This window comes from Chryseobacterium sp. JJR-5R (assembly GCF_034047335.1).
In the GTDB taxonomy this organism is placed as follows: Bacteria; Bacteroidota; Bacteroidia; order Flavobacteriales; family Weeksellaceae; genus Chryseobacterium.
Genome location: NZ_CP139137.1, coordinates 1,949,584 through 1,970,843 on the forward strand (window position 1 = coordinate 1,949,584; position 21,260 = coordinate 1,970,843).

The 21,260-nt window shown below is 41.2% G+C and carries 19 protein-coding genes; 12 read left to right on the plus strand and 7 right to left on the minus strand.

What is annotated here, in order from left to right; genetic code table 11:
* Positions 1 to 26 precede the first annotated feature (26 nt).
* On the plus strand, positions 27 to 587 hold the full coding sequence (locus SD427_RS08780) for a sugar O-acetyltransferase (protein ID WP_320560898.1): 561 nt from the start codon (positions 27 to 29) through the stop codon (positions 585 to 587).
* A gap of 74 nt (positions 588 to 661) precedes the next feature.
* Here SD427_RS08780 and fsa read toward each other — a convergent pair whose 3' ends face one another.
* Together fsa and SD427_RS08790 are read right to left on the minus strand one after the other, a co-directional pair.
* Positions 662 to 1,315 (minus strand): fructose-6-phosphate aldolase, encoded by a 654-nt coding sequence (fsa, locus tag SD427_RS08785; RefSeq protein ID WP_320560899.1) that lies wholly within the window; start codon positions 1,313 to 1,315, stop codon positions 662 to 664.
* Positions 1,316 to 1,547: 232 nt separating this feature from the next.
* On the minus strand, positions 1,548 to 2,102 hold the full coding sequence (locus tag SD427_RS08790; RefSeq protein WP_320560900.1) for a tetratricopeptide repeat protein: 555 nt from the start codon (positions 2,100 to 2,102) through the stop codon (positions 1,548 to 1,550).
* 183 nt (positions 2,103 to 2,285) lie between these two features.
* Between SD427_RS08790 and pepE the strand changes: the two genes are divergently transcribed.
* The 3 genes from pepE to SD427_RS08805 all read left to right on the plus strand — a co-directional run bounded on the left by pepE (position 2,286) and on the right by SD427_RS08805 (position 5,625).
* Entirely contained in the window at positions 2,286 to 2,978 is a 693-nt protein-coding gene (gene pepE, locus SD427_RS08795) for a dipeptidase PepE (protein ID WP_320561036.1), read from the plus strand.
* Between the two features lie 109 nt (positions 2,979 to 3,087).
* Positions 3,088 to 4,464 carry a D-alanyl-D-alanine carboxypeptidase/D-alanyl-D-alanine-endopeptidase gene (dacB, locus tag SD427_RS08800; protein WP_320560901.1) on the plus strand — a complete coding sequence of 459 codons (1,377 nt, stop codon included), beginning with the start codon at positions 3,088 to 3,090 and terminating at the stop codon, positions 4,462 to 4,464.
* Between the two features lie 6 nt (positions 4,465 to 4,470).
* The gene (locus SD427_RS08805; protein ID WP_320560902.1) at positions 4,471 to 5,625 is read left to right on the plus strand and encodes a HAMP domain-containing sensor histidine kinase; all 1,155 of its coding nucleotides are present in this window, start codon (positions 4,471 to 4,473) and stop codon (positions 5,623 to 5,625) included.
* A gap of 217 nt (positions 5,626 to 5,842) precedes the next feature.
* Here the strand turns inward: SD427_RS08805 and SD427_RS08810 are convergent, their stop codons facing one another.
* The 5 genes from SD427_RS08810 to SD427_RS08830 all read right to left on the minus strand — a co-directional run bounded on the left by SD427_RS08810 (position 5,843) and on the right by SD427_RS08830 (position 12,200).
* Positions 5,843 to 7,699, minus strand: a complete 1,857-nt coding sequence (locus tag SD427_RS08810; RefSeq protein ID WP_320560903.1) for a peptidase M61 — start codon at positions 7,697 to 7,699, stop codon at positions 5,843 to 5,845.
* A 148-nt stretch (positions 7,700 to 7,847) separates the two neighbouring features.
* The gene (locus SD427_RS08815) at positions 7,848 to 9,476 is read right to left on the minus strand and encodes a M1 family metallopeptidase (protein ID WP_320560904.1); all 1,629 of its coding nucleotides are present in this window, start codon (positions 9,474 to 9,476) and stop codon (positions 7,848 to 7,850) included.
* Between the two features lie 311 nt (positions 9,477 to 9,787).
* Positions 9,788 to 10,612: a twin-arginine translocase subunit TatC gene (gene tatC / locus SD427_RS08820; protein WP_320560905.1), complete on the minus strand. Its 825-nt coding sequence runs from the start codon at positions 10,610 to 10,612 to the stop codon at positions 9,788 to 9,790.
* A gap of 104 nt (positions 10,613 to 10,716) precedes the next feature.
* Positions 10,717 to 11,232: a hypothetical protein gene (locus SD427_RS08825; protein ID WP_320560906.1), complete on the minus strand. Its 516-nt coding sequence runs from the start codon at positions 11,230 to 11,232 to the stop codon at positions 10,717 to 10,719.
* A gap of 8 nt (positions 11,233 to 11,240) precedes the next feature.
* Complete coding sequence (locus tag SD427_RS08830; protein WP_320560907.1) at positions 11,241 to 12,200, minus strand: KpsF/GutQ family sugar-phosphate isomerase; 960 nt, start codon at positions 12,198 to 12,200, stop codon at positions 11,241 to 11,243.
* A gap of 157 nt (positions 12,201 to 12,357) precedes the next feature.
* Between SD427_RS08830 and recQ the strand changes: the two genes are divergently transcribed.
* The 8 genes from recQ to SD427_RS08870 all read left to right on the plus strand — a co-directional run bounded on the left by recQ (position 12,358) and on the right by SD427_RS08870 (position 21,260).
* Positions 12,358 to 14,562 carry a DNA helicase RecQ gene (recQ, locus tag SD427_RS08835; protein WP_320560908.1) on the plus strand — a complete coding sequence of 735 codons (2,205 nt, stop codon included), beginning with the start codon at positions 12,358 to 12,360 and terminating at the stop codon, positions 14,560 to 14,562.
* 177 nt (positions 14,563 to 14,739) lie between these two features.
* On the plus strand, positions 14,740 to 15,819 hold the full coding sequence (locus SD427_RS08840; protein WP_320560909.1) for a glycosyltransferase: 1,080 nt from the start codon (positions 14,740 to 14,742) through the stop codon (positions 15,817 to 15,819).
* Between the two features lie 161 nt (positions 15,820 to 15,980).
* Positions 15,981 to 17,120 carry a helix-turn-helix domain-containing protein gene (locus SD427_RS08845; RefSeq protein ID WP_320560910.1) on the plus strand — a complete coding sequence of 380 codons (1,140 nt, stop codon included), beginning with the start codon at positions 15,981 to 15,983 and terminating at the stop codon, positions 17,118 to 17,120.
* Positions 17,121 to 17,170: 50 nt separating this feature from the next.
* Positions 17,171 to 17,815: a hypothetical protein gene (locus SD427_RS08850; RefSeq protein WP_320560911.1), complete on the plus strand. Its 645-nt coding sequence runs from the start codon at positions 17,171 to 17,173 to the stop codon at positions 17,813 to 17,815.
* A 65-nt stretch (positions 17,816 to 17,880) separates the two neighbouring features.
* The gene (locus SD427_RS08855; protein WP_320560912.1) at positions 17,881 to 18,228 is read left to right on the plus strand and encodes a hypothetical protein; all 348 of its coding nucleotides are present in this window, start codon (positions 17,881 to 17,883) and stop codon (positions 18,226 to 18,228) included.
* A gap of 179 nt (positions 18,229 to 18,407) precedes the next feature.
* Complete coding sequence (gene lpdA / locus SD427_RS08860; protein ID WP_320560913.1) at positions 18,408 to 19,811, plus strand: dihydrolipoyl dehydrogenase; 1,404 nt, start codon at positions 18,408 to 18,410, stop codon at positions 19,809 to 19,811.
* Between the two features lie 91 nt (positions 19,812 to 19,902).
* Complete coding sequence (locus SD427_RS08865; protein WP_320560914.1) at positions 19,903 to 20,388, plus strand: hypothetical protein; 486 nt, start codon at positions 19,903 to 19,905, stop codon at positions 20,386 to 20,388.
* A 47-nt stretch (positions 20,389 to 20,435) separates the two neighbouring features.
* The gene (locus SD427_RS08870; protein WP_320560915.1) at positions 20,436 to 21,260 is read left to right on the plus strand and encodes a S1 RNA-binding domain-containing protein; all 825 of its coding nucleotides are present in this window, start codon (positions 20,436 to 20,438) and stop codon (positions 21,258 to 21,260) included.

Below are 21,260 nucleotides of genomic sequence, written 5' to 3' on the forward strand. Positions count from 1 at the left end.
AAACGTCAAACATAAAATAAGAATTCATGACAGAAAAGGAGAAATGTGAAAACGGGCTTTTATACGATGCCAATTACGATCAGGAACTGATTAATGAACGGATGGCAGTTAAAGACCTCTGCCTGGAATACAACCGGCTGAAAAATTCCGATACGGAAGCAAGAGGAACACTGATCAGAAAGATTGTAGGGAAAACAAAAGACAATATCTGTATCGAGCCCAGTTTCTGGTGCGATTACGGTTATAATATTGAGGTCGGGGATCATTTCTACTCCAATCATAACCTGGTGATCCTGGATTGTGCTAAAGTGACCTTCGGGGACTATGTGTTCATAGGCCCGAACTGCAGTTTTTATACCGCAAGCCATCCGCTTGACGTAAAGCAGAGAAACCAGGGCCTGGAATCGGCTCATCCCATTAAGGTGGGCGATAATGTATGGTTCGGAGGGAACGTTGTCGTTTTACCTGGAGTTACGATAGGGAATAACTCCGTAATCGGGGCAGGCAGTGTCGTGACGAAGGATATTCCTGATAATGCAGTAGCCGTAGGAAATCCCTGCAAGGTTATAAAGACGGTTGAAAACTAAAAAATGAATTAATAAACCGGGGCGCGGAAACAAAGTTTCCGCGCCCCGGTTCTATTTCAAAAATGCGGTTATGCTTACGCTAATTTCTGGGAATCTGAAATAAACTGGGCCAGTCCGCTATCTGTTAACGGATGTTTCAGTAAACTCAAAATCGGAGGAAGCGGCGAGGTGATGACATCGGCACCAATCTTCGCACAGTCGATAATGTGCATAGAGTGACGGATAGAAGCTGCTAAAATCTCAGTTTCGTACATATAGTTATCGAAAATCAGTCTGATTTCCTGGATCAGGTTCAGTCCGTCTGTTGAAATATCATCCAGCCTTCCCAGGAACGGAGAAACGTAAGTTGCGCCTGCTTTCGCGGCCAGCAATGCCTGTCCCGGAGAGAAAATAAGGGTACAGTTGGTTTTGATCCCTTTATCTGAAAAATATTTTAATGCCTTGATCCCGTCTTTGATCATCGGGATTTTTACCACGATATTCGGGTGGATCGCTGCCAGTTCGTCACCTTCTTTAATCATTTCTTCGTACGTGATGGAAAGTACTTCCGCAGAAATGTCTCCGTCTACGATTTCGCAAATGGCTTTATAATGGTTTTTAATTGCTTCAGATCCCTGAATGCCTTCTTTGGCCATCAATGAAGGGTTTGTGGTTACCCCATCAAGGATTCCAAGGTCTTTTGCTTCTTTAATCTGCTCTAAATTAGCAGTGTCAATAAAAAATTTCATTTGTTTACAGATTTATCTGGTGCAAAGATAAACATTCCTTCCTGAGTGTAAAATTTATTTGGTTAAGGTTTCATGCAGATAAATTAATCGTATTAAATGCGATCATTTAAAACAGCTAAGTTTTTTAAGATTATATGAATTTCTTATAATTTAAAGCTCCTTATGGTCATTGTATCAGCTTTATGAAAATGAAACATAAAAGAAGACCCTGAAATTTCAGGGTCTTCTTTTATTATGAATTCAGGGCTTTGCTGAGTTTTACGGCATCCTGGTTGGAAGGATCATACTGTAGCGATTTGGCAATATAATCTTTTGCTTTGTCAGGATTGCCCTGCTGTTCCGCAAAAGCGACATAGAAGTAGGCATATGCCAGGTTTTTCCTGTTCTGCTCAACCTCTTCAGGTTTTACCGTGGCAATGTATTTTTCATAGGCAGCTTTTGCATTGGCATCGTCTTTAGCTGACTGGTATGCATAGGCCTGGCTGTAATATGAAGGTGCCCAGTCCGGCAACAGGGCGGATATTCTTTTCCATGTATTAACGGCATTGGCCCAGTCTGATGCTTCCTGATAAGCTGTAGCAAGTTTGGCTAACGCCTCTGTATCTTTTGGATTGGTCTCTATTTGTTTTTTAAGTTCTTCTACAGCCGGATTTGAAGTCTGGCTTGTTGCCGTAGCTGTAGCAGCAGCACTGTCCGTCTGGGTGGTCTGGGCACTTGTAAAGCCGGCAGCTCCGATAAACAGTAAGGCCAGAAAAAGATTTTTGATATTCATTTTAGTCGTTTTCATAATTCCCGTATTTAAAATTCTGTAGTTTTGAAGTCCAATAATAATTCCGCAAATGTCCGGATTTTAGAACCTTTAAGTTTTTTTTGAAAATATTAACAACACTCGTGTTTATTTTATATTAATTTTTGATTCGTTGCGGTTTAACTATCTTTGTTACTTAAGAATTTAATCAAGGAAATGTCTATGAATATCATACTGGCTTCAACCTCCACCCTTTTCGGGGGGGAATATTTAGCATATTTAAAAGAAGAAATCATCAGCTTATATGAAGGAATTGATGAACTGGTTTTTATTCCGTTCGCAAGGCCAGGTGGGATTTCCCATGATGACTATACGGCAAAAGCCCGTTCTTTCTTTGAAACAATTGACATTAAAGTGAAGGGGCTGCATGAATTCGATGATACAGTTGAAGCAGTGCATAACGCAAAAGCTTTTTTTACAGGGGGCGGAAATACCTTTCTGCTGGTTAAAACCCTTCATGAAAAAGGACTGATGACTGTTCTGAAACAAAATGTGGAAAGCGGCAAACCTTACCTAGGCTGCAGCGCAGGAAGCAACATCGTCGGACAGAACATGAAAACAACGAATGATATGCCGATTGTTTATCCGCAAAGCTTTGATTGTATGGGGCTTGTTCCGTTCAATATCAATCCGCATTATCTGGATCCGAACCCGGGCCTGAAACACAACGGTGAAACCCGGGAAACCAGAATCAAAGAATTTTTAACGCAAAATGATACAAAAGTTGTCGGGCTCCGTGAAGGAAACTGGATCAGGAGAACCGGAAATAAAATTACGGTGGAAGGAACTGAACTGACCCGGATTTTTGAACAAGGAAAAGAGCCTTATGAAATAGAAGCAGGCTCAGACTTATAAATTACTTTGATTATATTTGAATACAGAATGCGATACCGTACAGGGTAATAGTGAGAAGACTGAACCAACCGGCCTGACGAAGCATCTGCATTCAGAAAACAGAACCTTAATGAGAAAAACATTCGCCGTCCTTATCGTCATAGTATCAACACAGATTATTTTTGCCCAGAATGTTGCTCAGAAACTGGAGGCCGCTGCGAAAAGCCTGATGGAATCTTCTGCGGCCGTTTCATCCAGCCTGTCCTTGTATGTTTCTGATGAGAACGGAAACCTTATTTATGAATACCAGGGAAACAAAGGGCTTTCCACAGCATCGACACAAAAAATATTTACTGCAGCTGCAGCTTTGGAAACCCTTGGTAAAAATTATACTTATAAAACAACTTGTGGCTATTCGGGCACAATTTCAGGAGGAACCCTGAACGGCAACCTGTTTATTTCTTCCACCGGAGATCCTACCCTGGGAAGCTGGCGGTACGACGGCTACAAACCTGAAAACTTCAAGCAGAAATTAACTGCTGCCATTAAAAAATCCGGGATTACCAAAATTTCCGGTGACCTGGTAATTGATGATGCTTATTTTGATCACCAGACCATTCCCGGAGGCTGGCCTTGGGACGATTTAGGGAATTATTACGGAGCCGGGGTATGGGGCATTAACTGGCGCGAGAACCAGTTCGATATCAACATCAGCGGAACGGAATTCAAAAGCTTTTCCTATCCGTTGGAAGGGGTAAAGTGGCTGAATGACCTGAAAGTGGCCGGCAGCTCAGACCAGAGCCTGATTTTTACGGCACCGCATTCTGATGTGGCATTGATAAACGGAACTTTACCTCCAAAAACAGTTACGGTTTCAGGGGCCACGCCGGATCCGCCGTTACAGTTAGGCATTGAAGTACAGCAATGGTTGAAGGAATCAGGAATTGCATTTTCAGGGAAAGTAATCACAAATTCCCGACTGGAAATTGAAGGGAAGAAACCGATGGGATTCCCGAAAAGCAATACCATTCTTACTTATGAATCGCCTGCGCTGGATAAAATCGTTTATTGGTTTTTAAGGAAAAGCATCAATATGTACGGTGAAACGTTAATCAAAACATTAGGGAAAGAGAAAAAAGGAGATCCCGGCTTTAAAAGCGGCGTTGCTTTTCTGAAAGAGTTCTGGAAATCAAAAGGGATTAACCCGAACATGATCAATTTTGCAGACGGAAGCGGACTTTCGCCACAGAATTATGTTTCGGCAAAAGCGGAAGTACAGGCTTTGTTGTATGCTAAAAAGCAACCGTGGTTTGACGTATATTACGAAGGATTCCCGACCCAGGACAACGGGCTTAAAATGAAAAGCGGAACCATGAGGGATACAAAATCTTTTGCAGGCTGCCATACCTCAAAAGACGGGAAGAAATATGTGTTTTCAATCATTATTAACAATTATCAGGGAAGCGGGAGCACGGAGCTCCAGAAAATCCTGAATGTTTTAAAATAAACTGTTTTGAGGAAATCAATACTGTCAAGGCTTAATAACTGGATTATTTTCGTGCTGATGACCATTGTGGTATTAACGGTGGTTATTGCTTCAACCGTCCTGATCAATTTTCTTCGCAAAGAGGAAATCAAAAGGGTGGATATCTTGGTAAGCGCAGTGAAATTCCAGCAGGAAGCCACCACGCCGAATCTTGAGGTCCAGGGACTGATTCTCCAGATTTACAGCTCCAATACGACCATACCGGTAATCATCCTGGATAAGGATAACCAGATCATCGAACATAAGAATATTCCTCAGGAAATAGAGAATAATCCTCAGGAAATTGTAGCGTTTGCCAAGAAAATGGCAAAGACCTATCCGCCGATAGAACTTAAGTTCCCCAACAATAACAACCAGTTTGTTTATTATGACAATTCCCCTTTATTAAATAATTTACGCTATTCGCCTTATATTTTAGGATTTTTCATTCTGTGTTATTTCCTGTTCTCGTTCTGGTTTCTGAGAACGATCAAAAAGACTGATGAAGGCTATCTCTGGGCCGGACTGGCCAAAGAAACCGCACACCAGATCGGGACCCCGCTGTCATCCATGATCGGCTGGATGGAAATTATGAAGCTGGACACTCCGGAATCCGAAGGCGTACATGAGATCGAAAAAGATATTGAACGGTTAAGGACAATCTCCGAACGGTTTTCCAAGATCGGTTCTGTGCCTGAGCTGAACGACCGGGATTTTAACGCCACCATCCGGGAGAACTACGATTATCTGAAAACAAGGATTTCAAGAAAGATCAATTTCGGGTTGCACCTTCCCAATTATAATATTTCGGTTCCCCACAATAAGATCCTGATCAGCTGGGTGATTGAAAACCTGGTTAAAAATGCCGTTGATGCCATGAAAGGGGTAGGGTCAATTTCCATGACGGTAACCGAACGCAACAAATATATTATCATTGAGGTAAGGGATAACGGAAGCGGAATGACAAAACAGCAGGCCAGCAATGCATTTAAGCCCGGGTATTCAACTAAGAAACGCGGTTGGGGACTTGGCCTGTCACTGGCCAAAAGAGTGATTAAAGAATACCACAATGGCGACATTAAAATTGCGCAGACTGAAGTAGGAAAGGGCACCACTTTCAGGATTACAATCAGGAAAGCTTAAAGATTATCATCATTTTAGTCATTTAAAGGAAAGATAATAAGTCTGATGATATAACTTTCGGGCATATTTTCATGTATTTTTAATCTAAAAATAAGAGAAAATAGCTATGAAGCGGCTGAAAATTTTTATGGAGTTCCGATCTTATTTTCAAAACAAAAAAAAGCGGAGAATTTTTCTCCGCTTTTTTATTGCTTAATGGTATGTTGAATTGAATGAATCACTTTTTCCCTGTGAGCCACTGATCCTGCAGTTTCTGCTCCGCAGCAGTAGGATTTGCTTTGAAGTTAAGAGTTTCCATCGTCATTTTATCCAGAATAGCTTTCCCTTTAAGATCGATCTTCTCAGATGCTGCGCCGTTTTTTCTCAATACGGTTACTGTTACATTCTGGCCTTCCTTAATCGTTTTGGAATAATTGATAAAGTCTTGGATATTCTGTACATTGATGGTTTTTCCGTCCAGGGCAACAATTTCGTCGGTAATTTTAAATCCGATGCTTTTTGAGAACGGCGATAATGCAGAGCTCTCATCAAATATAAACGTATTGTTCTTGTCATTATAACCGGTCTGGTTCGGGTCTTTGATAAACCAGAAGAGAGGCGGTGTTTCCTGCTTTTTCATTTCCACGCCTACCATGTTCAGGTATTGTGCGTAAGGAGTCGGCTGGTCTCCCGCAATGTATTTGTTGTAGAAATCTCTTACCTGCGGATATCCGGTAACCGCTACCAGTTCGTCAATCAGCTTGTCATCCTTGAACGGTTTGTTTTCCCCGAATCTCTGGGACAGTTTCCGGATCATATCCCGGTAGCCCATTTCACCGTTAGACAGTTTTCTTAATTCAATATCAAGGCACATCGCCAGCAGTGTCCCTTTTTCATAAACGTTTCTGTACTGGTCTTTGTATTCATCCTTAAGAATGTTTTTACTCATTACCGTAAAAGGCATGGTATCGTTGTAATTCTTGGAATTGGTAATTTTTTCATTGATCCTCTGCAGGAACTCGTTTTTCGTAATCAGCCCTTCCTGGATCTGGAACAGGTTGGCAAAATATTCCGTTCCGCCTTCGTACATCCACAGGTGCTGGGACATTTTCGGGTCTGCATAATCAAAATAATGGATTTCTTCAGAATGCGTTTTCAGAGGGTTCACCGTGTGGAAGAATTCATGGGAAACGACATCCGTAAGCGTTTTGTCGATGGCTTCCTTCGGCATCATCTCAGGCAGGACCACACTGGTGGATTCATGGTGTTCAAGTGCCCCGAAACCTTTGATCTGAGGCCCTTCGGTTCCTGCCAGATACAGCATGATCGCGTATTTCTTATTGGTGTTCATGTCACCGAGGAATTTTTTCTGAGCCATGACCATTTTTTCAAGATTATCCTTGAAATCAGCAGCTTTATATTTCCCGGATGGGGAATAGACACCCAACACCAGATCCATTCCGCCGGCATTAAAGGTGGTATAATCCGGTTTCGTGTACATCAGCGGCGAGTCGGTAAGCTTGGCATAATTGGCCAAAATGAACGTATCGGTAGATTCAGACTTATCCTGATCAACCAGTGCCGTAGTCCCGTAAAAATCTGCCGGTTTCTGAATCACGAGCTGGTAAGGAACATCCTGCATATTATCAATATATCCTACAAAGCCATGGGTGTTGACCAGGTATATTTTTCCCGCTTCAATATCCGTTCCTGACGGTGAAAATACCGCTTTATGTTTTGACGTATCCGCTTCATCATCAAAGCTGTCATTCACCAGATACGTAACTTTGGTTAAATTCTGGGCATTTTTAAGAGAATAGGTATTGTCACCTGCCTTGGTAAAAGCGAGTTCTTTTCCTTTATTGTCGAAAAACTTAATGCCTTCCACAAATCTTCCGTAATCATCCACGGAATAGGTTCCCGGAACGGTTTTCGGAAAATGGAATTTCACATCCCCTGATTTCATTTTGGGGAAGTCCATGGTAACGGCAACCTGGTCGTTTTTTACGTTCACCAGGTCAATGGTGGTTTTTATTGACTGGGCATTTGCCAGAAAAGCAGTCAAAAAGCCTAAACTGAGGGCTGTTTTTTTCATTGGGTTTTATTTATACAGTAGTTAGTTGTGTTCAGGGGGTATTTTGTTACAGCCAGCCGTGCTAAATTTTTCTTAAAGCAAGGCGGCTTCTTCATGATGAAAAATAAAAAGTAAAACAGCGTCTGCCGTTTTATCTTATCTTATTTTATTATTGTACTTTTTTATAATTGATATAATAATTGGGGTTGAATGCTACGGGAGTTCCCTTTTTCAGCTTTACGGTCTGCCATTCTTCTGTAGGGTTGATGGTCTGTTCTCCATCGATTCTTACAGGGAGCTTCAGCCCTTTTACAACCTGGGTGTAGCGAAACTTCAGTTCTTCCCCTTTCTGCGAATACTCTAACACCGGTATTTTCGTAGTTCTCAGATACTGGTTGAACACGCCTGAAAAATCAATTCCCGCTTTCTTGGAAATATAGTCCTCAACCTGCCGGGTAGTAACCGTCTGATGGTAAAAATCTTTATTGAGGCCTCTCAGGATCTGTCTGAATTTATCATCGTTGTTGATAACCTGGCGGATCGTGTGGAGCATGCTTGCCCCTTTCGGATACATATCCCTGCTGCCTTCGTTCCTTACCCCGTATTTTCCGATAATCGGAATGTCATTGGCAATTATATTTCTGATTCCCAGGGCATAAAGTTCCGCCGATTTTTTATCCATATAGCGCTCGGTGAACAGAACCTCAGAATAATTGGTAAAGCTTTCATGGATCCACATATCCGCCTGGTCCTTTGCCGTGATATTATTGGCAAACCATTCGTGGCCGCTTTCATGGATAATAATAAAATCCCAGTTGAGCCCGACACCCGTGTCCGAAAGATCCCTTCCCATATATCCGTTCTGGTACCCGTTTCCGTAAGCTACACTGCTCTGGTGCTCCATGCCTAAGTAAGGGGACTCCACCAGTTTGTAGGAATCTTCATAAAAGGGATAGGGCCCGAACCAGTATTCAAAGGCGGAAAGCATGGGTTTTACCTGCTGGAACTGCTTTTTTGCTTTGTCCAGGTTATAATCCATCACCCAGTAATCAAGGTCGAGCTTTCCTTTTTCGCCGTTAAAGGTATCTTTAAAATTCACGTATTTCCCGATATTCGGGATGATAGAGTAGGCATTGATGGGGTTTTTCACTTCCCATGTATAGGTAGTCTTGTCACCGGTTGTTTTTTTGCCGGTCATCCTTCCGTTCCCGATTCCAACCAGATCTTTCGGCGTAATGATCTTCATGACGATTCCCTGGTCCGGCTCATCGCTCCAGAGGTCTTTTACCGGCAGCCAGATTGAAGCGCCGATCCCTTCATCCGCCACACTCATCCACGGGTTTCCTCTTTCATCCTTTGTGAATACCCAGCCGCCGTCCCACGGGGCTCTTTTAGCAATCACCGAGTTTCCGGAATAGGTAACATCAATCGTATATTTTTCTCCTTTTTTAAAGGTTTTATGGCTTTTGATCCAGATGAAATCACCGTCCTGCCTGTAATCCGCTACCGGGAAGCTGGCTTCCACCTTATCAGCTTTCATCGGCTGCTGCAGGTCAACCTGGAAGGTAGGGTCTGTCACATCTCTAATGATCTCAAAACTGATGATATTGTTTCCTTTAATGCTCTTTTGTGCAAAATCCGGCTCCACGGACAGGTCATATTTCTTCACATCCCAGAAATTGCGGAATTTGGTATCGGAACCTTTCAAGGTATCCAGAACCGTATAAGTGTCTCTTTCATAGGTTTGACCGAAAACCAATACCGAAGCAAATAAGAGCGTATATGAAAATTTTTTCATCTGAATTAAATTAATTGACTAAAATAAAGAATTAATCGACGCCAAAATAATTTAACATCAAAAATCTATTCTGATAAGACGGAAAATACAGCGTTTTTTTACAGGTTACAATATACATATCCGTATTGATTATGATACTGAAATTCCTGTTCACCGGAGAAGGGTGTAAGTTTTCAGTAAATTTTAGACAGAATATTACTTTTTAAGCCGTGGCCGGTAAATTTTTAAATACTGATCAGATTACAATCAACAAAAATCCCGCAGAATCAGTCTGCGGGAATATATTTTAAAGCTTCAGTACAGTATCTTATTTATTTCTTAACCGGTAGGATTCCGGCAGCCTTCTGAACCTTTTTGTAGGTGTATGAGCACATCAGGATGCTGAATTCATACAGGAAAAGAAGCGGCAATGCGGCCATCAGCATACTCAGGACATCCGCAGGGGTAATAATAGCAGCCACTACCATAATCAGGACAATGGCATGCCGGCGGTAGGTTCTCATAAACACCGGCGTCAGAATTCCTATGGTCGTAAGGAAATAAATAAGCACCGGAAAGAGGAAAATAACACCCATTCCCAATACTACCTGTAAAAACAGCGTAGTATAATCACTCAAATCATAAAGCGGGATAATAATATCCGAAATCTTAAAAATCACCCCGAAATTAACAGCAAAGGGGAGGATTAAATAATATCCGCACAAAACGCCCATCATGAAAAGGATCCACACGGAGTTGATGATAAAAATGGAGTTTTTTCTTTCTTTGGGATGCAGTGCGGGGCTGATGAACCTCCACAGTTCCCAGATGATATAAGGGAATGCCACAACAATGCCTCCGAAAATAGAAACGGCCATCATCACATTAAACTGCTGATAGAGCTTGCTCGCACGTACGGGAAAATCTTTGGGAAGACGGATGCTTTCTTCACCCAGGATCATCCTGGAAAAATGGTTCACCATTTCAAAAGTCAGAAAATCGTTTCTGGTAGGGCCAAAAAACACATGGTCCATAATCCAGTTGATATTATAGCCGATAATAAATGCGGCAACGATAATTGCGATAATCGAACGGATGAGATGACCTCTTAATTCACCAATATGCCCAAAGAAGGACATGTCTTTAACATCACTCACAGAATAATATTTTTACGGATTCAAATGTATGAAAAAAGTTTTAGTAAAGCAGGACGTTTTACAGTTTAAAGTTTTACAGACAAAGTATTGAACAGTTAGTGAAATCATTCGTAATTCCCGGATCCTAAATCACAGCTTCTTGTTTCAATGTTCATTTCAGTTAATAATTCATCGGCAATTTTGTTTATTTTTATCCAGCGTTTATCCGAATTGAGATCAACTTTCTCTAAAAACCATTCGTCCTCACTGATTGTTGACGCTGCTTCTTTCAGCCGTAAAAGTTTTAGCACGGCCGTTTTTTTGATCAGGCCATTTCTCAGCATACTCTTAAAGATTCCTTCTGTAAAGACAAATTCCATATCTTCTTCCAGTCTTCTGAATGGAAAATCCTCAGATGTAACGGCATTGAACTTTTCAGTATTATAAGTGCTCAGAATTAAAACTTTTATCAGGATCTTAAAATAATCAGCAGAATTTTCATCAAAAGTTTCATCTGAGAAATGATTTGGGATTTTCTCCTGCTTTTTCTTTCTCGTGATGTAATAAGTCTGCGGCTGGTTATTGATATAACCTCTTAATAAATAGATCGAAAGGCCTGCGAGAACGAATAAAAAGTACATAACAGAGTTTAGTTGATTCCTTCATCCAAAAGCTTGTGCAAATCGATAATACCGAAATATTTTCCATTTTCAGTCACAATCAGTTGTCCGATATTATTGTCTTTTAAAATTTTCATGGCTTCTTTTGCCAGAGCGTTTCTTTCGATCGTCTTCGGATGGGCAGACATAATGTCTTTAGCCAGAACCTTTGAAATATCATCGCCTTTCATCAGCATCCTTCTTAAATCGCCGTCGGTAATCACGCCGATAATCCGGTCTTCATCAGTCACCACGGTAATTCCGTGCCTGGATGAGCTGATGGAAATAATAACATCTTTTACCGTTTCCTGTTCGGTAACCTGCGGTTTTTGGGAAGACAGGAAATCGTCTACTTTAGAAATCAGGTTCTTCCCCAGGCTTCCGCCCGGATGGAATTTTGCGAAATCATTGGCTTTAAAATCATTCATTTCCATCAAAGAAACCGCAAGGGCATCGCCAAGGGCCATCTGAAGGGTAGTTGAACTCGTAGGAGCGAGTTTATTCGGGCATGCTTCCATATCCACATGGGTATCGAGGACAACGTCTGAAAATTCCGCGAGCTTGCTGTTCCTGTTTCCCGTCATGGCAATCATGGCGGAAGAATATTCTTTAAGATACGATACCAGGTTTACAATTTCCGGTGAGTTTCCTGAATTAGAAATGCATAAAACCACATCCTGCTTCTGGATTACGCCTAGGTCCCCGTGGATGGCTTCCGAGGCATGAAGAAACTGTGAGGGCGTTCCGGTGGAATTCAGCGTAGCTACGATTTTATTTCCCACATGGGCAGATTTTCCGATGCCTACAACAATCAGTTTGCCTTTGGCAGCATGTATGATTTCTACGGCTTCTGCAAATTGGTCGTCAAGTCTGCTTTTTAGTTTTTCAAGTTCAGAAATTTCAATTTCCAGGGTTGTTTTTGCAATTGAAACGATGTTGGCTCTCTCCATTTTACTTTTTGATAGATCTGTAGAAACGCTTAGAAAATAGTGTAATTCTACAAGAGTTCTGAATATAAATTTTATTTTTAATCCCTGTGTTTGCTTTTGTGTTAAGCAAAAAATGTATAACTTTGGGATAGATGCAAATTTAGCAATAGAAAATTAGATGAGCGCAAAAAAAGCCAATTTATCAGGCGAATTGAAGAAATATTTCGGGTTTTCTACTTTTAAAGGCCAGCAGGAACAGATTATTGAGGACCTTTTGGAAGGTAAGGATATATTTGTACTGATGCCTACCGGAGGTGGGAAGTCCTTATGCTATCAGCTTCCGGCTCTTATTTCAGAAGGTACGGCAATTGTAGTTTCACCTTTAATCGCGTTAATGAAGAACCAGGTGGATGCCGTAAACGGCCTTTCATCAGATGATGGTGTGGCCCATGTTTTAAATTCATCATTAAACAAAACACAGACAAAACAGGTATTTGATGATATAAAAAGAGGAAGGACAAAACTTTTGTATGTTGCACCTGAATCCCTGATTAAAGAAGATTACCTGGAATTTTTAAAAGAGGTGAAAATTTCTTTTGTGGCCATTGATGAAGCCCACTGTATTTCAGAATGGGGGCATGATTTCAGGCCGGAATACCGGAACCTTAAATCAATTATCGATAAAATTGCGGATGTGCCGGTTATCGCGTTAACTGCTACTGCAACGCCTAAAGTCCAGGATGATATCCAGAAAACACTGGGGATGACGAATGCACTGGTGTTCAAAGAAAGCTTCAACAGGCCCAATCTTTATTATGAGGTACAGCCTAAAGTGAATATAGACCGATCCATCGTTAAGTTCATCAATCAGAATAAAGGGAAATCAGGAATCGTGTACTGCCTCAGCCGGAGGAAAGTGGAGGAGTTTGCCCAGCTTTTACAGGTAAACGGAATCAATGCGCTGCCTTACCATGCAGGCCTCGACCAGAAGATCAGGGTAGCAAACCAGGATAAGTTCCTGATGGAGGAAGTGGATATCATTGTAGCCACCATTGCATTCGGGATGGGCATCGATAAGCCTGATGTGCGTTTCGTTATCCATTATGATTTCCCGAAATCCCTTGAAAGCTATTACCAGGAGACCGGACGTGCAGGCCGTGACGGAGGCGAAGGCCACTGCCTTGCCTTCTATGATCCTAAAGATATTGAAAAACTAGAGAAATTCCTTGCCCAGAAACCGGTCTCAGAACGGGAAATCGGGCTGCAGCTGCTGAACGAAGTGGTGGGCTATGCCGAAACTTCCATGAGCAGGAGGCAGTATATCCTTTGCTACTTCGGGGAAAATTTTGATCCGGTGAACGGAGACGGCGCCAGAATGTGCGACAATTCTACAAATCCGCCTAAACTTAAGGATGCAACCAAAGATCTCATAAGAATACTGCAGCTGATCCGTGACACAGGAGAGAAATTCAAGTCCAAAGACCTGATTTCCGTGGTTACCGGAAAAGAAAATGCGGTAACCAAATCTTATAAGCTTGAGCAGACCTCTTATTTCGGTTTCGGGAAAGAGGAAAAAGACAACCATTGGAAAACGGTTTTAAGACAGGCAACGGTCCAGAGCTTTTTACTGAAAGATATTGAAACGTACGGGGTCTTAAAGATCACGGAAAAAGGGAAACAGGTCCTGAGCGGAGAACTTAAACCCTCATTTTTAATTGCCGAAGACCGGGAATTTGACCTTACCCAGAGCAAAGCGGAGAGCGACCAGATCCAGATGCAGTCCGGAGGCGGATTAGACCAGAACCTGTTCACTTTATTAAAGGAACTCAGAAAAAAGGTGGCCAAAAAGTACGGCATCCCGCCTTATACCGTGTTCATGGATCCGAGCCTTGAGGATATGACGGTTCAGTACCCGGTTACCTTAGAAGAAATTGCTAAAATTTACGGAGTCGGAGAAGGGAAGGCCAAAAAATACGGTAAAGAGTTCGCAGATTTCATCAGTACCTATGTAGAAGACAACGCCATTGAGCGTACCCAGGATATGGTGATGAAACAGGTGGCCAACAAATCCAGCCATAAGGTTTTTATCATCCAGAGCACGGATAAAAAAATTGATCTTGAAGATATCGCCAGAGCCAAAAACCTTTCGATGGATGAGCTCCTGAAAGAAATGGAGCGTATTGTTTACCAGGGGACCAAGCTTAATATTGATTATTATATTGAAGATAACTTTGATGAAGATATTGTAGACGGCTTCATGGAATTCATGAATGAATCCGAAAGCGACAGCATGAAGGTTTTGCTGGATGAATTCGGTGACGAGCTTTCCGATGAAGAGGTAAGGATGCTGAGAATAAAATTCATCAGCGATGTTGCCAACTGAGCATTAACAGATTTTAAATAAAAGGAATTTTTCTGAGAAGAGTTTCTTTTTGTTTATAGATCGGTTTTTCTCAAAAGATGCAAGGGCATCTGTAATGAACAGGATTAAAGTAATTTTTGCCGGCGATAAAATCTGCTGTTGATCCAAGAACAAAACTTTTTTACTAATTTTACACTGATGAAAAAGATTTCTGTTATGTTTATTCTGCCGGATCTGGAAACCGGAGGCGCAGAAAGAATTGTTACCACCATTGCCAACCATCTTTTGCGGGACCGGTTTGAACCTAAGATCCTGCTTCTGCGCAAGCGGGGAGGATATCTCAGTCTGCTGAGAGAGGATGTGGAGATTATCGATGTGAAAACAGAAAGAATCAGGCATTCCTTAAAACCTATCTTACGGGAAATTTACCGCAGGAAACCGGATATTGTATTCTCAGGCTTTGGCGAAGTAAATGCCTATCTGTCTTTATTTATTAAGGTTTTCCCGAAAACGAAATTCATTGCCCGGGAAACCAATGTGGTAAGTGAGCACGTAACCCGGAAAGAAATAAAGTTTTTCTATAATTTTTACAATAACTATCAAAAGATCATTGCCCAGAGTGATGATATGAAAAATGATCTGATTGCGCAGTTCAATATCAAACAGCACAAGATTGTCAAGATCAATAATCCCGTTGATTTTGATTTTATTGATGCCAGGCTTAGAACTTCCGTAAGGCCTGAAAGTTTCAGGCATAATTACAAAAACATTGTAGCCATCGGAAACCTGTCTGCCAGAAAGGGTTTCGATAACCTGCTGAAAGTATTCTCAAGGCTTAAAAATGAAAATATCCTGCTGCATATTCTGGGTGACGGCAAAGACCGGGATATGCTGCACCAGATGAAAGATTTTCTGGGACTGGACCAGGTTATTTTCCACGGAAAACAGGAAAACCCGTATCAGTTCCTGAGACATGCCGATCTGTTCATTCTGTCTTCGAGATACGAGGGCTTCCCGAACGTCCTGCTGGAAGCCGGAGCCTGCGGAACCTATTCCCTGGCCAATAACTGTCCGGGCGGAATCAATGAAATCATTCAGGACGGGACCAACGGAGAAATTGCGGATATTGAAAACCATGAAGATTTTGCACAGAAGATTATCAATGTCCTGCATCAGAGCCATGAAAGAGATTCCATAAGGGATTCCATACAATCAAGGTTTTCAAAAAACATCATTCTGAGTGAATATGAAAAGGTTTTACTGGATCTGATGAAATAAATAAATAAATAAATAAATAAATAAGTAGGATGAATGGGTTTGATGAATTAAAGCGGAACAGATACGTCAAAAAGATGCATTCCAATGCTATTTTTGTGATTACCGGTCAGATTGAACGTGAAGAAATATCAAGATAATCAGTTAATATCGTTCATCAGATTATGATAACAGAAGGTGTTTCTTTTTCAGGGATCGTTGCTGCATTTTTCTGCAGCGCACTGCTGCTCTCTAAAAAGAAAAATCTTTCATCTGACTTTTATCTTATGGCATGGTTGTGGGTGGCAGCTGTTAATTTAGCCTACTACCTGTTTCCGGCACTGCTTCCTGACCAGCTACAGCCTTTTGGTTTTGCCCTTCCGGTTCTCAGCGTGGGAATGCTTTATCTGTATGTTGTTTCCCTGACATTTAATATAAAATTCCGGCTCAGTTATTTTATAAAACATTCCCTTTTCTTTATTCTTTACAGTTCGGGGCTTGTTATTTTTTCGGCCTTTTGTGAAAAGATAGCATTTAAGAATGGCATCCCTTATTTTATGAATAGACAGTCAAGGGGAATGCTGGATTTCCTGACTTTTCCTATGGCCGTTGTTCCGGTGGTTTATATTGTTTTGTGCTTCCTGGCGCTGAAAAAATATCAGAAAAAGCTCCCTGAATATTATTCCGCACTGGAGAAAATAAGCCTCAATTGGCTGAAATATATCTTGGTTTCCTTAATTATCCTTTTCATCAGTGTTTCTTTAATCATTGCATTAGGTTCAAAGTTGAAATCCATTCCTCCGGACAAGATTTTTAAGATCGTTGCTGTTATCCAGAGTTTGTATGTATGGTGCATTATTTTTTTCAGCCTTAGGCAGAGCCTTATTTTTAATCAGCAGGTGGTTATGGACGATTCCGCTGCAGATAAAAAGGATATAAAAACAGACTCAAAGGATAAAAACCGGTCAGCTGAAATTTCTGAGAGTTTGCTGATGTTCATGGAAACAGAACGTCCGTATCTGGATGAAGAGCTTAGTCTGCAGAAATTATCGCTTCTGGTAAATATTTCTGCCCACCGGCTTTCTGAAGTAATTAATCAGGATCTTAATACCAATTTCTACAGATTGATCAATGCATACCGGGTGGAGGAAGTGAAGAAAAAATTAAGAAATCCTGAATTTGATAAATATTCTATTCTGGGAATAGCCTTTGAATCCGGATTTAATTCCAAATCAACGTTCAATAAGATCTTTAAGGAGGAAACCGGTATGACACCGTCCGAATTTAAGAAGTCCGGATCTTCCGAAAAGAGTCCTAACCGGTAACTTAGGACGATTCAAGAGGTATTTAAGAGGATTTTTGCCATAAAAAAAGTATGGATACACCTCTTCATTTAACGAACATTATTGTTCATGTTATCACCGGGAGCATAGCACTTGCAGTAGGGTTTTTAATCTTATTCAAAATCAAAGGAACACCTCTGCATCAGAAGCTCGGGTATCTTTTCACACTGTGCATGGTGATTGTTGTAACCACAGGAGTTTTTGGCGTCATTGTATTTAAAAGGAACCTTTTTCTACTGCTTATTACTATTCTGGCGGGCTATAATACCTATTCGGGTTTCAGGATCTTAAAGGAAAAAACCAATCGTTTTTATTTGAAAGATCTCGCGGCAATGCTGGCAGCGCTGGCCATAGCAATCATTTTTACATATTATCTTAGGTTAATCGGTTTTTACTGGGATCCAGTAGTCATTTTTTCAGGGGTCGGATATCTGTTAATGGTTATTTCTTATGATATTCTCCGGTATTGTATTCCGGCGTCACGATATGGTAATTTGTGGCGTTATGAACATTCAAGTAAAATGATAAGCGCGGTGGGAGCTCTTTTTTCAGCATTTATAGGAACGCTTATGCCGGATTATAAACCGTACAGTCAGATTCTTCCTTCATTATTTATGACATTGGTAATGATTTTTTTTAACATTCAGATCTTCATAAGGTTAAAAAGGATAAAGTGACCGCCCTGTTTAACTTTGAAACTTATTCATTGCTTTTTACTAATTTTACCCTTTAAAAATATCGAATGAAAATCCCGAAAATAGGATGTGCCTGTGAAAAACCCGACTCGAACTATACCGAATACAGAAGCTCTGAACTCGGCATAGACCCTACCAACGGAAGATACGCGGAAGTATCCGTTCAGCAATGTAAGCTCTGCCAGAGAATATGGATCCGTTATTTTGTAGAATCTGAAAGCTTTTCAAAATCGGGAAGATGGTACAAAGGGATCGTTTCAAAAAAAGACCGCCCGCACATTACCCCGGAGAATGCTGTTGATTTTCTGGAAAGCCTGGAGTGGTACGTATACGGAGGTTCCTATTTTGAAAGCACGGGAACATTCGGGCAGGGTAAAATGAATGTAGATTTATAATTTTACGTGATGCAAGGGACATATTTGTCAGAACAGTTTTGCATTCATCATGATTCCTGATCCCTGATGAACGTCAGCCTTTTAAGAAATTTTGACGAATCTCAGTTGGGCACTTGGTAATTAATCAGTAAATTTGTAAGCATTAAGAAAGTTAATAATAACAAATTCATAAAAATAACATGAGTCAATTCGATGTTACCGTAATCGGTTCCGGTCCTGGTGGTTATGTTGCTGCAATCCGTGCCGCACAGTTAGGTTTCACAACAGCAATTATTGAAAAATATCCAACCTTGGGCGGTACCTGCCTTAATGTAGGATGTATCCCGTCTAAAGCACTGTTGGACAGCTCTGAGCATTTTGAAAATGCCAAGCACAATTTTGCCGGTCACGGAATTATTATCAATGAGCCCCGGGCTGATATTGCAAGAATGATCGAACGTAAGAATGAAGTGATCAAGCAAAATACGGACGGAATCAGCTACCTGATGAACAAAAACAAAATTACTGTTTTTGAAGGCGTGGGAAGCTTCGAATCTGCCACTCAGATCAAAGTAACGAAAAACGACGGTTCTGCGGAAACCATCGAATCCAAATATACCATTATCGCTACCGGTTCCAAACCGACTTCTCTGCCTTTTATTACGTTAGACAAAGAAAGAGTAATTACGTCTACGGAAGCTTTGAACCTTAAGGAAATTCCTAAGCATTTAGTGGTAATCGGCGGCGGGGTGATCGGTCTTGAACTGGGTTCTGTTTACCTGAGACTGGGTGCCCAGGTAACGGTGGTTGAATTTATGGATAAGATTATCCCTGGAATGGATGGTGCTTTAAGCAAGGAACTTACCAAAGTCCTTAAAAAGCAGGGCATGAAATTCATGCTTTCTACTGCCGTTTCTGCCGTGGAAAGAAACGGGGATACCGTAAAAATCACAGCCAAAGACAAGAAAGGAGAAGAAGTAACCGTTGAAGGTGATTACTGCCTTGTTTCTGTAGGAAGAAGGCCTTTCACAGACGGGCTTGGCCTGGAAAAAGCAGGTGTTGAGCTTGATGAAAGGGGCCGGGTGAAAATAAACGACCATCTGCAGACCAATGTTTCCAATATCTATGCAATCGGAGATGTGATCAAAGGAGCCATGCTGGCGCATAAAGCGGAAGAAGAAGGTGTTTTCGTAGCTGAAACGCTGGCCGGGCAGAAACCTCACATCAATTATAATTTAATCCCGGGCGTTGTTTACACATGGCCTGAGGTTGCCGGGGTAGGTAGAACCGAAGAGCAGCTGAAAGAAGAAGGTGTAGCCTACAAAGTAGGGTCTTTCCCGATGAGAGCATTGGGAAGAAGCCGTGCGAGCGGGGATGTTGACGGACTGGTAAAAATTATTGCCGATGAAAAAACGGATGAGATATTAGGAATGCACATTATAGGAGCCAGGGCGGCGGATCTTATCGCAGAAGGGGTTATTGCTATGGAATTCCGTGCCAGTGCGGAAGATATTGCAAGAAGCTCACATGCGCATCCGACTTATGCAGAAGCGATTAAAGAAGCAGCATTGGATGCTACGGCAAAAAGGCCGATCCATATGTAAGATCTGATTAAAAGATTTAATCATTTAAATAGTTAAGAATGAAGAGAGGCCTTTGTCTCTCTTTTTTCATATATTCAGTTAAAATTTTTTTATGAAAAGCAGGTTTTTCCTTTTTTTGATGGTATGTTCCGGGCTAGCATCAGGCCAGGATATAAAACCCATTACAAAAGCGGTTGCAGAGATCAGCCAAATTAAGAATTATAAGGTTAAAACGGTTCCGAATTCCTATTTTACAGATCAGGGAAAAACCACTGATAACGGGATTGAGCTGAAAGGGTTTTACAGCAACGGACAGCTCAGGAAAATGGAGCATTTTGCAGGCCTTTCCGCATGGAATATCGTAACACAATACTTCCTCTCAGAAAAAGGCGAACTGATTTTTGTTTATTCAAAAAAGTACCGGACCCTGAATGAAAACGGATCCATGAAGAAGCCTGAAAAGATATCGGAAGCACGATATTATTATATTCGTGGCAAGCTTGTGAAAAAGCTTAAAGTTCCTGCTGAACAGGACCCTGAAACCAATTACCTGTATGAGGCAAAAATACTTGAAGAAGATTTAAGGCGATATAAATAGGTTGAAATTTCCAATTTCCGTACCTTTGTCAGCTAATTTATCATTCAATGCAAATAGGAAAGACACAGACTTTAAAAATTTCAGAAAAAAACAGTTCAGGATGGATTTTGGCCGACGAATCAGGCGAAAAGGCTTTTCTGCCTAAAATTTTCACTCAGGATGATAAGGAGGTTGATGATGAAATTGAGGTTTTTGTGTACCAGGATGACAGTAAATTAAAAGCCACTACAGAAATCCCTTTGGCAGAAATAGGGGAATTTGCCGTAATGAGCTGTGTTCAGAGCCTTCCGAGCGGGGCGTTTATGGATTGGGGGATCATCAAAGATTTATTTATCCCTTACAAGCAGCAGAAAACAAAAATCATTGAAGGAAAAAGATATCTGGTTTACCTGTATATTGATGATGAACTCGAACTGATTACCGGGACTACGAAATTCAAAAGGAACCCGCAGTACGAAGATCTGCCTTTCGCAAAGGGCGATAAAGTGGAGCTGTTAATGATGAACGAAAGCGAACTGGGCTGGAATGTGGTGATCAATAAAAAATACATCGGATTGATTTATACTTCTGATGTGTTCAAAAAGCTCTATCCTTTATCCGAAGAAACAGGCTACATAAAGGCCATCCGTGAAGACGGGAAAATAGATGTTTCCTTACAGCCTGAAGGTTTTGAAAACATTGATGAGTTCAAACAGAAAATCCTGAATAAGCTGGAAGAAAACTACGGTTTGCTTTACCTTTCAGACAAATCAACCCCCGAAGAGATTAAAGATGAGCTTCAGATGAGCAAGAAGAACTTTAAAAAAGCCATCGGCGGACTGTATAAAGATAAGGTGATTGATCTTTCAGAAGATAAGATCAAGTTATTATAA

Coding starts and splice junctions, on each gene's coding strand:
- SD427_RS08780 (WP_320560898.1), top strand. CDS start 27: ATGACAGAAAAGGAGAAATGTGAAAACGGGCTTTTATACGATGCCAAT.
- fsa (WP_320560899.1), bottom strand. CDS start 1,315: ATGAAATTTTTTATTGACACTGCTAATTTAGAGCAGATTAAAGAAGCA.
- SD427_RS08790 (WP_320560900.1), bottom strand. CDS start 2,102: ATGAAAACGACTAAAATGAATATCAAAAATCTTTTTCTGGCCTTACTG.
- pepE (WP_320561036.1), top strand. CDS start 2,286: ATGAATATCATACTGGCTTCAACCTCCACCCTTTTCGGGGGGGAATAT.
- dacB (WP_320560901.1), top strand. CDS start 3,088: ATGAGAAAAACATTCGCCGTCCTTATCGTCATAGTATCAACACAGATT.
- SD427_RS08810 (WP_320560903.1), bottom strand. CDS start 7,699: ATGAAAAAAACAGCCCTCAGTTTAGGCTTTTTGACTGCTTTTCTGGCA.
- SD427_RS08815 (WP_320560904.1), bottom strand. CDS start 9,476: ATGAAAAAATTTTCATATACGCTCTTATTTGCTTCGGTATTGGTTTTC.
- SD427_RS08825 (WP_320560906.1), bottom strand. CDS start 11,232: ATGTACTTTTTATTCGTTCTCGCAGGCCTTTCGATCTATTTATTAAGA.
- SD427_RS08830 (WP_320560907.1), bottom strand. CDS start 12,200: ATGGAGAGAGCCAACATCGTTTCAATTGCAAAAACAACCCTGGAAATT.
- recQ (WP_320560908.1), top strand. CDS start 12,358: ATGAGCGCAAAAAAAGCCAATTTATCAGGCGAATTGAAGAAATATTTC.
- SD427_RS08840 (WP_320560909.1), top strand. CDS start 14,740: ATGAAAAAGATTTCTGTTATGTTTATTCTGCCGGATCTGGAAACCGGA.
- SD427_RS08845 (WP_320560910.1), top strand. CDS start 15,981: ATGATAACAGAAGGTGTTTCTTTTTCAGGGATCGTTGCTGCATTTTTC.
- SD427_RS08850 (WP_320560911.1), top strand. CDS start 17,171: ATGGATACACCTCTTCATTTAACGAACATTATTGTTCATGTTATCACC.
- SD427_RS08855 (WP_320560912.1), top strand. CDS start 17,881: ATGAAAATCCCGAAAATAGGATGTGCCTGTGAAAAACCCGACTCGAAC.
- lpdA (WP_320560913.1), top strand. CDS start 18,408: ATGAGTCAATTCGATGTTACCGTAATCGGTTCCGGTCCTGGTGGTTAT.
- SD427_RS08865 (WP_320560914.1), top strand. CDS start 19,903: ATGAAAAGCAGGTTTTTCCTTTTTTTGATGGTATGTTCCGGGCTAGCA.
- SD427_RS08870 (WP_320560915.1), top strand. CDS start 20,436: ATGCAAATAGGAAAGACACAGACTTTAAAAATTTCAGAAAAAAACAGT.